The organism is Bacillus cereus group sp. MYBK139-1 (assembly GCF_051916915.1).
Lineage (GTDB): Bacteria > Bacillota > Bacilli > Bacillales > Bacillaceae_G > Bacillus_A > Bacillus_A pacificus.
On sequence record NZ_JBQAHO010000003.1, the window covers coordinates 1 to 14539 of the forward strand.

Below are 14539 nucleotides of genomic sequence, written 5' to 3' on the forward strand. Positions count from 1 at the left end.
GGTGCTCAAGGACCAGCGGGCGCAACAGGTGCTACTGGTACTCAAGGACCGGCGGGCGCAACAGGTGCTACTGGTGCTCAAGGACCAGCGGGCGCAACAGGTGCTACTGGTGCTCAAGGACCGGCGGGCGCAACAGGTGCTACTGGTGCTCAAGGACCAGCGGGCGCAACAGGTGCTACTGGTGCTCAAGGACCAGCGGGCGCAACAGGACCAGCGGGTACGCCAATTCCTGTAACGATCGCGGCAATCGGAAACTCAAATCCACAAACCATATCACCTGGAACAAACATCCAATTCAACCAAGTGTTTGAATTAACCAATATCGCTTTCAACGATACTTCAGATACTTTAACAATTTTAGAAACAGGCGTATATGATATTAGTTTCTCAGCGTCTACAACTTTCCCAGGATCTTCACCGTTTGGGTTTGGTATTTCGTTCAATGGCCAACCACCTACTCGTAATTTCTCAACTAACGTTATCGGTAGTGCTGTTTCTTTCTCTACAATCGTTACTTTACAAGCTGGTACAACGATTGCTGTACAACCTACAGCAAACACTATTTCTATTCCAAACACAGGCGATACAACTGCAACATTATCCGTATTCCGAATTTACTAATTTTCACTCAATAAGTATATTTATAATAGTATGTATTGTTTAACCGTGCATTAAATCTCTCTTTATATAGAAAGGAGCACTTATTTGGGAGGATAAGTGCTCCTTCTTTACGTTTCTTTACCTCAAATTTACTTTAACTTAATCCTCATTTTGTATGATAAATAGTGAAGTCAAAGATATGAAAGAGGGATGAAAATGAGAGTTATGTCACTAATACGCATTTGGCTTGCACTTATGGTATGCATTATTTTATGTGTAGGATTTTTTTTAACTCTAAAATATTCCACTATATCAAAAGCAGAGAGAAAAACTGCTCCATACAAACTTCTATATACGAAACAAAGTAACATTCCTTATTCCAATGCCACAAAGAATGAAAAAAAAGTTATAAAAGGGATGCTTATTACGAAAGCTTCTAGTTCCGAGGCGTTACTCAAAATTGCTGAAACGATTAAAGATCAGTATACAAATAAAAAAATCGATGAAATTACACTTTCTATCCACAATGAAAATAGCGGTAGTTACGAAGAAGAATTACCTTACGAACCTATTAGTAAAGGCCAAATAATCGTCACATACGATTCCGAATCCTTTGGCAGTACGAATATTATACTTAACGAGTAATATCATGTATCTCAATAGATATGGATTAATAGCTAATGAAGATAGACAAAACTCTCTACCGATTAAAATTTTATGTTGTTTTTGTACAAAAAAGAGGCGAATTTCGTTATTCGCCTCTTTCTTTTACCAAAATGAAGGAATCCATTCTTTCACTTTATCAAGCCACTCTTGTTGCTCTTGTTTTCGTTGTTGTTCCTCTTCTTTCCTTCTCTTCTCTTCTTCTTTTCTTCGTTTTTCCTCTTCTATTGTAGTCAATTGTTTTTTATAATCAGCCTCAGATATGAGCGATAACTGAAATGCTTTTTGAGCTGGATTTGCGTTCGCTTTTTTCATAATATCCCGGAACATTGTCGTCGTAATTTGACTACCACCCGGAACATAATGATCGCTATCGGTTTTATCATATCCTACCCAAATCGCACCTACCAAATCTGGTGTGTATCCAACAAACCACGAATCCTTTGCACCGGTGCTCGGGCCATTTACAATTTGAGTAGTTCCTGTCTTACCTGCCGTATCAACATTATTAACTTTCGCCTTTTCGCCCGTTCCCTTTTCGACAACACCTTTTAATAAATATGTCATTTTTTGAGAAACTTTCTCGCTCGTCACTCGTGTCTCTTTCTTATACCACTTTCCAAGCGTTTCACCTTCAGCATTTTGTATCTCCCTAATTGCATGAGCTTCCACTTGAACTCCATCATTTGCAAATGTACTGTATGCTTGAGCCATTACAAATGGAGATGTTCCCACATGCATACCACCTAAAGCAATTGGATACGTACGATCTTCTGGCACTAATGGAATACCAAATCGCTCTAAAGATTTCAATCCTTTATCTAATCCAATTTGTTCTAATAGCCACACAGCTGAAACATTATACGACTTTGCTACTGCTTCATACATTGTCACATCACCGTGAAAAGTATGATCGCTATTTTGTGGTTTATATTCTTTAATGTTAAATGGTTCATCTTTTAATATATCGTATACTTCATATCCTTGTTCTAACGCTGGTACATATACAGCCAAAGGCTTTAACGTTGAGCCAGGTTGTCTTTTTAATTGGGTTGCATGGTTAAACTGTAAAAACTGATACGGCCCTCTGCCTCCAACTAAAGCTGGTACACCACCTGTTTTGGGATTCATAAGAACTACACCCGTTTGCATGAGTTGGTCTGAGCCACTATCTTTGAAATAACTATCATTATTCACAACGTCTTCTACGGCCTGTTGTTTTTTCGGGTCAAGCTCTGTATAAATACGATAACCACCTGCTAAAATTTCATTTTGTGTTAATTCGTACTTGTCCATCGCCTCTCTAACAATATAGTCTACATATTGAGAGTATTTTCCCTTGTATTTATCATCAACGCCACGTTTTAACACAAGTCCACTCTCTTTTTCTTTATTATACTGTTCGTCCGAAATATACCCTTGCTCTTTCATTAAACTTAATACGACATTACGTCTTTCAATTGACTTGTTAAAGTTTTTATAAGGTGAATACGCAGATGGTGCTTTAATCAAGCCCGCAATCGTTGCTGCTTCTGAAATTGTTAAATCTTTTACATCTTTATCAAAATAAGATTTAGCTGCTCTTTTTATACCCCAAGCACCTTCACCAAAATAAATTTGGTTCATATACATTTCAATGATTTCATCTTTCGTATACGTACGCTCTATTTTTTTTGTTAAAAAATATTCCTTAATTTTTCGAGAGTATGTGCGGTCTTGTGTCAGAAATACATTTTTCGCAAGTTGTTGTGTAATTGTACTTCCCCCTGCTACAACTTCTCCTGCTGTAATATTTTTAAAAACTGCACTTATAATTCCACTATAGTAAATCCCGTGATGGTTAAAAAATTCCTTATCTTCTACTGCAACAATGGCCTGAACCATAATATCAGGAATATCTTTCTTTTTTACGCCTTCTGTTTTAGAAGAAGCTAATTTAGTCGCAACTTCATTATTTGCATCATAAATTAAGGTCGGCTGCGGAACAGCTTGCTTTAATTCAGATATGTCTTGAATAGAAATTATTATATTTATAGCAATAAATAGAGTAGCGAGCAAACTTCCTAATACAATTAATGAATTACGAAGCTTCTTCCTCTTGTTGAACCACTCCTGTATTTTTTTTAAGTGAGTGTTCTTCAATTTCATTCGTTCACTTCCTTCGTTTGTTTACACTCTTCTTTTCAAAAGGAAGAATATACCTCCTTTTAAATTTATTATAATAACGTAGTCTTTCCTGTAGTGTAAAGCTTTTCTTTCACATTCATACTTTTTGCAAGAAAAGGACATTCTACAAGTAAGATATTCAATATCGATTATTAATATTATTAATACAACAATAAGAGTTATGTTAAGTTTTTGTAAACTTTTCGATAAAATGTTTTAAAAAACGACAGTTTTTTGTTAGAATTGACTAGCCAATATATTTTACATATATTACTTTTGTGGGGGTAACTAATAATGGTCTTTAAATCAAAAAAAGATAAATTTTCTGAAATGTTAATGAATGTTTCCGAAAATTTAAAAGAAGGCGCGCAGTTTTTCGTGGAGTATAAAATTAAAAATGCTAGCGATTTAAAAGAGTTTTCTATGCGCATGAAAGAGTATGAGTCAAAAGGTGACTCATTTATTCACGAAATCATTATGGAGCTAAACAAAGCGTTTATTACTCCTATTGAACGTGAGGACATCCTACAGCTTGCAATGAGTATGGATGATGTATTAGACGGATTAGATCATAGTGCTGGTCTATTCGAAATGTATTCTATTACAGAAGCTGATGAATACATGATTAAATTCGTAGAAGCAATTAATCAATGTGCGATTGAAATTGCAAACTCTGTTGAATTAATGTCTAACAAAAAATTAGTCGACATTCGTACAAATGCGATTAAGATTAAAGATTATGAATCACAATGTGATGATATTCGCCGTCATGCGATTAAGCACTTATTCTCTCGTGAAAAAGATCCAATTAAGATCATTCAATACAAAGAGATTTACGAAGAGCTTGAAGAAGTAGCGGATAGCTGCCAAAGCGTTGCAAACGTATTAGAAACAATTATTATGAAGAACGCGTAAGGAGTTTGATCATGGATACACTCTTGATACTGACCGTTTTAGTAGTCATTTGCGCTTTAGCTTTTGACTTTATTAATGGATTTCACGATACAGCAAACGCTATTGCAACGGCTGTTTCAACGAAAGCTCTAAAGCCTAGACATGCAATTATTATGGCAGCTATTATGAACTTTTTAGGTGCGATGACATTTACAGGTGTAGCAAAAACGATTACGAAAGATATTGTTGATCCGTTCGCTTTACAAAATGGTTCTCTTGTAATTTTAGCTGCTTTACTTGCGGCAATAGCATGGAATTTGATTACTTGGTACTACGGTATTCCAAGTAGTTCTTCGCATGCAATCATTGGCTCCATCGCAGGTGCAGCTATCGCTGCTGCTGGTTTTAGTTCATTAAACTTTAAAGGATTCATAAAAATTATTGAAGCTTTAATCATTTCACCAATTATCGCATTTGTTATTGGTTATATCGTATACAGTATTTTTAAAGTCGTCTTTAAAAACTTTAATTTAACGAAGACGAACAAAAACTTCCGTATATTCCAGATTTTCACTGCTGCATTACAAGCTTATACACATGGTACGAATGATGCACAAAAAGCAATGGGAATTATTACAATGGCTCTTATGGCGAATAGTTATCATACTTCTAGCGATATCCCGTTCTGGGTACAATTATCTTGTGCCATTGCAATGGGTCTTGGTACTTCTGTCGGCGGATGGAAAATTATTAAAACTGTCGGTGGACAAATTATGAAAATTCGTCCTGTAAATGGTGTAGCTGCTGATTTATCATCATCTCTTGTTATTTTCGGGGCAACATTCATTCACTTACCAGTTAGTACGACGCACGTTATCTCTTCTTCTATTTTAGGGGTTGGTGCTTCTCATCGTGTGAAAGGTGTAAAATGGGGAACTGCAAAACGCATGTTAATTACTTGGGTTATTACACTTCCTATTTCAGCTTCTTTAGCTGCTTTATTTTACTCTTTATTACACTTAATCTTTTAATTAAAAGTCGTCTTCCTTATTTTTCTAGGAAGACGACTTTTTTGTGAACAAAGCTTTTTCTCATGAAAAAGCGTGTATAATAATTGGTGGATAAGTTATATAGAGGAGTTGGCAATTTTGGAATACATCATGTTACTTTTCATCGGACTAATCGCCGGGACAGTCGGGAGTCTAGTCGGACTTGGCGGCGGAATTATTATTGTTCCGTTATTAATCGGATTACACAGCCTATCACCACAACTTGCAGTAGGAACCTCAATGGTAACAGTCGTTTTTACAGGACTATCTTCCACCCTTACTTATATGAAGCATAAACGAGTAGATTACAAAAGTGGACTTATTTTATTTATCGGGAGTGGCCCGGGTGGTATCATCGGCTCGTGGGCGAATAAATTTTTAAACCAAGATACATTTTCTTTATATTTTGGGATTTTTCTTATTTTTGTCTCCATTCTTCTTATGTTACGAGACAAATTAAAACCCCTTTCTTTATCAAATATGACTGCAATCAAGCGCTCTTTTACAGATAACGAAGGAAACACTGTACACTATCAATTCCCACCGCTTCTCGCTATCTTTATCGCCTTTATAGTTGGTTTTATATCTGGGTTATTTGGAATTGGTGGCGGTGCTTTGCTTGTTCCAGCAATGATGCTACTTTTTGCATTCCCAGCACATATTGCTGTAGCAACTTCAATGTTTATCGTATTTCTATCAGCAATTGTAAGTTCTGCAACTCACATCTCCCTTGGAAATGTCAGCTGGATTTACGCATTAATTCTTATTCCTGGTGCATGGGTTGGTGGAAAAATCGGGGCGTATATTAATACAAAATTAAGCGGTAACGCCGTAATTAATTTATTACGTATCACATTAATTATTCTTGGGACTAGATTAATCATTACTTCTTTTTTATAACGTGTTCTTTTTAGAATGCGTTTTTTCTTATACACATGAATATAAAAATCCTCCTAAGAGAACAAATAAAATTAGACAAACACATAATAACATGTAATTGGAAATATGTACTTTCTTCACGTTGACCACTCCTATGACTGCGACTGTTATCTTTATGATAGCGAAAAAATAATTTACTTGCAGTTACAAAGTGCTAACAATGCAAAATCATTTATTACAAATTTTATCCTTATATTTCATTTCTTTGTATATTCTATCGTTTTAATAAAAAAAGATGTCATATTGACATCTTTTTTAGTGAAGAAGTGACCATCCCATAAAGTCTTCATGTACTTGGCACGCCCTCTTATCGTTTCGATCATATAATTCAGCATAACTATCTGTTTCTTCATCATAAGCCATCGTATAAATAATTTGGCCATCTACTTCAACGGATAACACGACTCCACCTTTCATCTCTTCTACATGAATGATGGCATTCGCCGGAATTCTCATATCCGTCATTTTTATCGCATCTAACAATATACTAAACCCCCTACAGCGTATTCATTGCTAGTACTATTACACACTAAATAGTATACTACTGTAATAGCATATATTTCGTCAATGAAATTGCTGTTTAAATAGCATATTGTCTTTATACATATACACTAAAAAAATAGAAATGTTTAATAAATGGGGGGCTAACATTGATTCTACACAAAGGAGATGTACTATTCCGTCAAGGTGAGGACGGTCCTTTATATTTTATAAAAACAGGTTTATTAAAAGTAGTAAGGATAGAAGAAGATGGAACACCATTTCTATTCAACATTATCGTTCCAGGAGAAACGATACCTCACCATTCCTTAATTTCACCGAAGGAATATCACGGTACAGCAATCGCTTTAATGAAAACAGAAGTTGAACCTATAATTAGCAATGAGTGGTACAATCAACTTCAAGCGGATCCTGCATCATATGCAAATATCGCTATGCAATTACAGTCAAAATTAAGAATGATGCAGCAACGTATCGACCAATTGACGACCGTCTCTCCAAAAGAACGTCTTCATCGCTTACAAGAATGGTTCACACTATATTTAGGTGACATTCCTATATATGAAATATTAACACAAACTGAAATTGGTCAGCTCATCGGTATACGCCGCGAAACGGTAAATCGACTATTGCGAGAACAAATAAAGTGAAACTTTAATCAGTGGGGGGTTCTTCATCCCCCACTGATTATCAGCCCTCACAATCGGACTTTTATGGGCAGTTGATTCCCCACCTAACTTCTTTGCTTTCACTGCTTTTTGAGGTGGGGGTCTTACTGCCCATTAAGGCGGGATAAAAAACGAGGTGAAATAATACCTCGTTTTTTTGCTTCTTCAAACTCCATCTATTGTAAGCTTGCTGCTGGACCGAAAAATTCATAATGAATATGCTCTTGTTTCACACCTAAATCAGTTAGTGCAGCATTTATATGCTTCATAAATGGTACTGGACCACAGAAATAAAATTCTGCTTCCGTTGTCGGAATAATCGTTTGCAGCCATTCAGCTTCAATCAAACCTTCTTTATCAAAGTTTTTCATTTCCAGATCTTTTTCAGTCGGCGCCGAATAGCAAGTGTATGCTTTCACTTGTTCGTATTCATTATCTACTGCCTCAACGTATTCTTTCATTGCATGTGTATTACTATTTAGTGCTGCATGAACAAAACATACATTACGTTTTGAATCTTGTTCAATTAACTTATTTAGCATACTCATCATTGGTGTAATACCTACTCCACCACTAATTAGGACAACTGGTAATGTTGAATCCATATTTAATACAAAATCTCCCGCTGGTGCACTTACTGGTAACATATCGCCTTCTTTTACATGATCATGTAAGTAATTAGATACTTTACCATCCGGTGTATCTACACCTTTTTCTTTCTTGACACTAATACGATAATATTCTTTTCCAGGAGCATCTGATAAGCTATATTGACGATTATGTGTATATGTTTCACCTTCGATATTGATTTGAACCGTTACATATTGTCCTGGGATGAATGAAGAAACTTTCCCTCCATCTTCAGGTTTCAAATAAAATGACGTAATAACATCGCTTTCCTTCACTTTTTTTACAACTACAAAGTTACGGAAATCTTTCCATCCACCTTCTTTATGTGCCGCTTCTTCATACATCTCTGCTTCAATACTAATGAATGCATCAGCAATGACACCATAAGCTTCTCCCCATGCGTTTAAAACTTCATCAGGTGCACCTGCAACCTCTTTAATTGCGCGTAGTAAACATGTACCTACAATCGGGTAATGCTCTGCTTTAATACCTAAACTTCTATGCTTATGACCAATTTGTTTTACAACTGGAATAATAACTTCTAAATTATCAATGTACGTTGCAGCTGCATAAACAGCATTCGCTAACGCTTGTTGTTGTCTTCCCTTTTTCTGATTTGTATGATTGAAAATATTCAATAACTCCGGATGTTCCGAAAATAAAATTTCATAAAATCTCGTTGTAATTTCAACGCCTTTTTCCTGTAATAATGGTACTGTTGACTTTACGATTTCAATTGTTTTTTCACTTAACATTGTATCCCACTCCTCTATTTCCTTAACTGTTTTTAGTTTAACCGAATTGTATAATACAGATTGTGATTTTAATCACTATTAACACGGTGTTTTTGTGAAAAATATATGAACATTGCACTTACAAAAGAAAATAAGCTAACTAGAATACTAGCTAGCTTATCATTTCGACAATATTTTTCTATACATTCCTCGTTGGCAAATGTTCTTGTAAAACCATATACCCTTCATAAGCTGCGTAACCGAGTATAGCCATTAATCCGATATAACAAGCAAATGCTGTCCATTTCGTCTTCGTATCCACTTTGTAATAGTTTTCCTGTTGTCTCTTGTCTGCATCCCATTCCTGTAATTTTCTTTCTGACATTTCAAATGCTTCTCGTATATGAATTGTATGTGTTTCTTTTTCATCTTCATATGGGACGTAATCAAGTGGCTCAAACTTTGGTAAAAGATACTCTAACACTTCAATCTTTTGAAGTTCTCCTATTTTTAATTCTTTCTCTCTTTCTTTTTGCCTTAATACATTTATTTCATGTTGCATCATATATATATTCCGATGCACTGCACCAGTTTCTTTTAACTCTTCTTCAAGCCTTGCAACATATTCTTTCATTCCATCAATTTTATATCCTAATTCCTTAATTGGCTCATCTCTCTTTATTACTCTATACAATTCCATACAGCCGATAATAAAAATAAATCCGCCTAAAATACTTTTAAAATAAATTGAATACCCAAGTAGTAAAACAAGCCCCGCTCCCCAAATTTTCGTACTTACAACTGAAATAATCCGTCCCCCGTCTAACGGAGAAACCGGAATTAAATTAAAGAAATTAATCATACTTCCGAGTAAAATAATGAGCGCCCAAAATGGCTCTTTCGTTATCATATAAAGTGGAATAGCCGGTAAAAATGAAAGTAATCCGAAAAGAGGTCCCATATAGGCAATATATGCTTCATCTTTTGCATTTTTAGGCATCTCTTTCATCCCAATAAGAGCGCCCATAAATGGAATAAATATTGCTGGCGATGTTGGTATACCTTTTCTTTTCGCAGCCCATAAATGGCCCATTTCATGAATAAACAACAAATAAATGAGCGCTACCCCAAATTTCCAACCATATATAACTGCGTACGCACCAAGTGATAGAAACATACTAAATACCGTTGAAAACTTTGCTAATTTAAAAATTGCAAATACCCACTTTAACTTAGAAAGTAAAAATAACCCTATTGCAACAATAATTCCCCATAATCCTTTTTTATTATTTTTCATATTCCTCTCCTTTATCTCTCATTAATGAATGATATACATTCATCAAAGCCTGTTCTTTTCTCTATTATGACATATTTTTTTCTATTGTTAGAAATAACGTTTATATAATCCATTTTTAGCCAAAAATATAAATAAAAGGAGGTGCACACAATTGAATTTACAATCGCTCATAATAGGAGCTCTATCTTTTTTAGCCTCAACTCTTATTTTTTATACCGTTAGTTACGTATTATTATTAGATTTGTTGCCCAATCACGTATTTATTGCCCTTATCATCCTTTCCGCTCTTATGATTTCTTTTCTTATTACACGAAAATCAATGAATGAGCCATCTGCAAAAGCAAAGTAATAGAGAGGGGATTTTCCCCTCTCTATTATCATTTCCTAGGAAAGTTCATATAGAATTGACGAGTTACATTCATCCCGATCCGTAAAGGCTAAATAACGTTTCACTTTATCTTTGTAAATTCATTTTTTCACCATAATCTTTAACAATTTGAATAATATTTTGAAAAACACCTATTTTTTCTTGTTTACTATTTAATATATTTAAATCATAATTTTCATAATATGTTTCTAATGAATTTAATTGTGATTCTGAAGCACCTTGTACAGGAACAGTAGCATGCAATTCATACTGTTTATATCCTTCCTTTACCTTTTCTCCTAAAATTTTTTCACTCTCTTTTGCTCCAATTAATTTTTGAACTTTTTCTGGAAAAATGACCTGCAAATAGTATTCTTGTTCCTTCTCTAACTTGTTGTATAGTGATTGTGAAATCGTATACCGTACTGTATAATTCACTTTTTGATCGCCCGCTTTAATATGGAACGCGGTAATCTGCAAATCTTTTTTTGTTACTTCCTTTAAAGGACCTGCCTGTGTTTCATCTTCTTTTTGTTCTGATACATTTGGAAATATAGCCAAAAGCTTTTCTGTATCTTTTTTATTCAGCATATACATTGCTTTCTTATGTTGTACCCATCCTCGTCTGTCTTCTCCTCTTAGCCATGCATAATACGTTTCTTTCTTCCCATCTCTACTAATTTGTATTTCATATTCAGGTTCACCAAAGCTACCTGTTATTTCTTGTTTCTCAGCTTTATCTATAATGTCTATTACTACCTTAGCTTCTGATTCCTGTAACTTTTTCTCTTTATGTTTTTTTTGTATAACGGTTACCTCTATTGTTTCTTTCACTTCATTCACCGTCTCTTCCACTTTTTTTGTTTCTTTTTTTTGCTCAACTTGACTACAAGATGCTAGTAACATAACAAATAACAGCAATACATATTTCCTTTTCAACTTAATCCTCCTTTTACAATAAGAAACTCTTATAATCTTCATACAAAAAACAAAAACGTGACACACTATAAAATACGCTATACTAAGCATTGAAAGGAGGTCTTTTTCATGTCCATTAATTTTCACGATGCAAATAATAAATACACATACGCACAGCGAAACGCCCATATTTCTTGGAGAGAAATGATAAAAAATATTACAGACGTACAAAATAAACGAATAATTGATATCGGCTGTGGTGGCGGGATTTATACGAAAGAACTTGCTCTTATGGGAGCAGAAAGTGTTGTTGGGCTTGATTTTTCAAAAGAAATATTACAGGCTGCAAAAGAAAATTGTAGCGGATTTTCAAACATTTCTTTCATTCAAGGTGATGCACATAGCGTCCCATATCCTAATGATACATTCGACATTGTTATTTCGCGCGCAGTTATTCATCATTTACAAGACGTTCCTACATTTCTACGTGAAGCATCTCGTATATTAAAGAAAAACGGTGTACTTATTGTACAAGACCGAACTATTGAAGATTGTACGATCCCTGGAAGTCCCGAACACATCCGTGGATATTTTTTCTCTATCTTCCCAAAACTCATTGAAATAGAATCAAAAAGACGTCCAAAAACCACCAAGATACAGCAAGAATTACAAAAATATTTTCTTCACGTTTTCCCCACTCAAACACAATGGGAGATACGAAAAATACATGATTCTGTAGAGGCATTATTGCAAGATTTATCACCTCGAACAGGCCGATCCATTCTATATGAACTAACAGATTATGAACTTTCTCAACTTCTACAACAAGTAAAGACCGCCTTACAAAACGTCTCTCCTATTATCGAAAGAGATCGTTGGACCATTTGGAGCGCCATGAAGTTGTAAGGAAGGAAGCCTCACAAAATAATGTGAGGCTTCCTTCTTTCATAATCTAATTTTGCAACACTCTTGATATCCTCCACTTCTGGCCTGTGCACTTCCACACTTCGGACATACTAAATATCTAGACTGATTTGTCAACAAACTACCTTTTTGAAAGAGTAAAACTTCTGCTTGTTTAAACGAACGCGAATAATATAACCACATAAAACCAATTATAGCAATAATGCCAAATAATACTCCCATCGCAAGCATTTCAGTCACCTCTTTTGGTTTGTTCTTTCCAGCAAGTGGATTGTTGTATTATTCTCTCTAAATTCAAACAATCCCTTCTTTACTCCTATAAATATCAACTTTCTCTATAATATTTACAATTCTCCGCAAATTTTTACTTCTGTTTTACAATTCAATTTACATCAACTATTCATTTCAAAACAAATAACATTTCCGTATAGATATATTTTATTAAAAAATATATTGACTTTCTAAAAAAAAAATGTAACAATACTGTCAGAATACTTGAATAAAAATTCATTGACGAGAACGAGTACGTTATAGAACTGTTCCCCAGAGAGTTGGCGATTTGCTGAAAGCCAACGTTCAGTGCGTAGCCGAAAATCATCTCCGAGAAGTAGAACCGAATGTTATAGTAAGTTCTTACCGGCTGTCCCCCGTTACAAGGAACACGTATCATGTTGTACGTTGCAGAGCCGTATACATATAGAATTATTTCTACATGTATAAATTAGGGTGGTATCGCGGGTAAATATAACTCGTCCCTTTCTTTAGGGACGAGTTTTTTGTGTTCTTACAAATGAATTTTAAAAAAGGAGGAAAAACAATGAACACTGTATCAAAAAAACATATTTTTTTCACGGGTCTTATGCTATTTTCTTTATTTTTTGGGGCAGGTAATTTAATTTTCCCTCCCATGCTTGGACAAAATGCAGGCGAAAACTTTTGGCCGGCAATGATTGGATTTTTACTAACAGGAGTCGGTTTACCACTACTAACAGTTATCGCAATTTCTTTATCAGGAAATGGTATGCAGCAACTTGCAAGTCATGTTCACCCATTATTCGGAATATTCTTTACGGTAGTTGTATACATCGCCATTGGTCCTTCTATGGGTATTCCACGCGTTGCAAATGTCGCTTATGAAATGGGCGCTAGTTCTTTCTTACCAGAAACGATTCGCTCTAGCAACCTCGTACTTTTTGTATATACAATCATCTTCTTTGCTATCGTATATTGGCTGAGTTTGAATCCATCTAAACTTGTAGATCGTATTGGAAATATATTAACACCTATTTTATTACTCTCTATTTTCTTATTGTTTGTTAAAAGTGTATTTACACCACTTGGACAATCAGGACCTGCAATGCAAGAGTATCAAACTTCTCCGATTTTCAAAGGCTTTATGGAAGGATACTTAACGATGGATACCATTTCAGCACTTGCATTTGGAATTATCGTTGTAAATACCATTCGCTCTAAAGGTGTAAAGGATCGTAAATCCATTGCTATCGCAACAGCCAAAGCTGGACTTATTGCTGCTACTGGCCTCGTACTTGTATATGGTGCGCTTGGCTGGCTCGGTGCAACTAGCGTCTCGCTCGGATATGCAAAGAATGGTGGACAATTACTTACTGTGATCGTACAACAATTATTCGGTCCATATGGTCTGCTTTTATTATCTCTTATCGTTACACTCGCTTGCTTAACAACATGTGTTGGACTTGTATCTGCATGTAGTCAATATTTCTCAACATTATTGACTAAATTTTCATACAAAACATTCGCAAGTATCATTTGTGTATTGGGATTATTAGTTGCCAACTTAGGTTTAACAAAAATCATTTCCATCTCTGTTCCAATTCTACTTGTTGTATATCCAGTTGCGATTGTACTTGTTCTATTATCGTTACTGCATAAATATTTCGGTGGATATCGCTCTGTTTATGTAGGTGCTTTAATTGGAGCAGCAATCGTAAGCGTATTTGATGGATTAAAACAAGGTGGTATTTCAGTTTCATTTATCACATCATATTTTGAATTTATCCCTTTATATAATGAAGGAATAGGTTGGCTAGTACCTGCATTAATCGGAGCTCTTATCGGCCTTACAATCGCTAAGCTAAGCGGCGCGAAAAAAGTTCCCTTACTCACCGAATCTCGTGAAATAAAAGCATCCTAAAAAACTCCCGAAAGGG

Annotated in this window: 15 protein-coding genes and 1 other annotated feature; of the genes, 9 read left to right on the plus strand and 6 right to left on the minus strand. The window is 35.1% G+C overall.

Annotated features, from left to right (window positions below):
- Positions 1 to 621 (plus strand): Gly-Xaa-Xaa repeat protein (locus ACTFRS_RS16960; protein ID WP_440048716.1); only part of this gene is annotated, 621 nt, incomplete at its 5' end.
- Positions 622 to 816: 195 nt separating this feature from the next.
- On the plus strand, positions 817 to 1245 hold the full coding sequence (locus ACTFRS_RS16965) for a hypothetical protein (protein ID WP_139869698.1): 429 nt from the start codon (positions 817 to 819) through the stop codon (positions 1243 to 1245).
- 123 nt (positions 1246 to 1368) lie between these two features.
- Here the strand turns inward: ACTFRS_RS16965 and ACTFRS_RS16970 are convergent, their stop codons facing one another.
- Positions 1369 to 3411, minus strand: a complete 2043-nt coding sequence (locus tag ACTFRS_RS16970) for a transglycosylase domain-containing protein (RefSeq protein ID WP_139869699.1) — start codon at positions 3409 to 3411, stop codon at positions 1369 to 1371.
- A gap of 312 nt (positions 3412 to 3723) precedes the next feature.
- On the opposite strand from ACTFRS_RS16970, the gene ACTFRS_RS16975 reads away from it, so the two are divergent.
- The 3 genes from ACTFRS_RS16975 (at position 3724) to ACTFRS_RS16985 (ending at position 6272) form a co-directional block, all read left to right on the plus strand.
- Positions 3724 to 4344 (plus strand): DUF47 domain-containing protein, encoded by a 621-nt coding sequence (locus tag ACTFRS_RS16975; RefSeq protein WP_000231448.1) that lies wholly within the window; start codon positions 3724 to 3726, stop codon positions 4342 to 4344.
- Positions 4345 to 4355: 11 nt separating this feature from the next.
- On the plus strand, positions 4356 to 5354 hold the full coding sequence (locus ACTFRS_RS16980; RefSeq protein ID WP_000380271.1) for an inorganic phosphate transporter: 999 nt from the start codon (positions 4356 to 4358) through the stop codon (positions 5352 to 5354).
- Between the two features lie 117 nt (positions 5355 to 5471).
- Positions 5472 to 6272, plus strand: coding sequence for a sulfite exporter TauE/SafE family protein (locus ACTFRS_RS16985; protein ID WP_439194468.1), 801 nt, complete (start codon positions 5472 to 5474; stop codon positions 6270 to 6272).
- A 294-nt stretch (positions 6273 to 6566) separates the two neighbouring features.
- Here the strand turns inward: ACTFRS_RS16985 and ACTFRS_RS16990 are convergent, their stop codons facing one another.
- Positions 6567 to 6794, minus strand: a complete 228-nt coding sequence (locus ACTFRS_RS16990) for a hypothetical protein (protein ID WP_000882907.1) — start codon at positions 6792 to 6794, stop codon at positions 6567 to 6569.
- A 167-nt stretch (positions 6795 to 6961) separates the two neighbouring features.
- Between ACTFRS_RS16990 and ACTFRS_RS16995 the strand changes: the two genes are divergently transcribed.
- On the plus strand, positions 6962 to 7462 hold the full coding sequence (locus ACTFRS_RS16995) for a Crp/Fnr family transcriptional regulator (protein WP_087951823.1): 501 nt from the start codon (positions 6962 to 6964) through the stop codon (positions 7460 to 7462).
- Positions 7463 to 7656: 194 nt separating this feature from the next.
- On the opposite strand, the gene hmpA is transcribed toward ACTFRS_RS16995, so the two are convergent.
- Entirely contained in the window at positions 7657 to 8865 is a 1209-nt protein-coding gene (hmpA, locus tag ACTFRS_RS17000; RefSeq protein ID WP_139869702.1) for an NO-inducible flavohemoprotein, read from the minus strand.
- Between the two features lie 178 nt (positions 8866 to 9043).
- A complete protein-coding gene (locus tag ACTFRS_RS17005) occupies positions 9044 to 10141 on the minus strand; it encodes a site-2 protease family protein (protein ID WP_440023603.1) in 1098 nt (365 codons plus the stop codon).
- 151 nt (positions 10142 to 10292) lie between these two features.
- Here ACTFRS_RS17005 and ACTFRS_RS17010 point away from each other — a divergent pair, with 151 nt between their 5' ends.
- Positions 10293 to 10490 (plus strand): hypothetical protein, encoded by a 198-nt coding sequence (locus ACTFRS_RS17010; protein WP_001053353.1) that lies wholly within the window; start codon positions 10293 to 10295, stop codon positions 10488 to 10490.
- A 105-nt stretch (positions 10491 to 10595) separates the two neighbouring features.
- On the opposite strand, the gene ACTFRS_RS17015 is transcribed toward ACTFRS_RS17010, so the two are convergent.
- Positions 10596 to 11447: a hypothetical protein gene (locus ACTFRS_RS17015; protein WP_049111545.1), complete on the minus strand. Its 852-nt coding sequence runs from the start codon at positions 11445 to 11447 to the stop codon at positions 10596 to 10598.
- A 108-nt stretch (positions 11448 to 11555) separates the two neighbouring features.
- Between ACTFRS_RS17015 and ACTFRS_RS17020 the strand changes: the two genes are divergently transcribed.
- Positions 11556 to 12332 carry a class I SAM-dependent methyltransferase gene (locus tag ACTFRS_RS17020; RefSeq protein WP_049111547.1) on the plus strand — a complete coding sequence of 259 codons (777 nt, stop codon included), beginning with the start codon at positions 11556 to 11558 and terminating at the stop codon, positions 12330 to 12332.
- Between the two features lie 39 nt (positions 12333 to 12371).
- Here the strand turns inward: ACTFRS_RS17020 and ACTFRS_RS17025 are convergent, their stop codons facing one another.
- Positions 12372 to 12581, minus strand: coding sequence for a hypothetical protein (locus tag ACTFRS_RS17025; protein WP_000880630.1), 210 nt, complete (start codon positions 12579 to 12581; stop codon positions 12372 to 12374).
- Between the two features lie 270 nt (positions 12582 to 12851).
- Positions 12852 to 13110: a binding site (T-box leader), on the plus strand.
- A gap of 57 nt (positions 13111 to 13167) precedes the next feature.
- On the opposite strand from ACTFRS_RS17025, the gene brnQ3 reads away from it, so the two are divergent.
- On the plus strand, positions 13168 to 14523 hold the full coding sequence (gene brnQ3, locus ACTFRS_RS17030) for a branched-chain amino acid transport system II carrier protein BrnQ3 (protein ID WP_049111549.1): 1356 nt from the start codon (positions 13168 to 13170) through the stop codon (positions 14521 to 14523).
- The last annotated feature ends 16 nt before the right edge of the window (positions 14524 to 14539 follow it).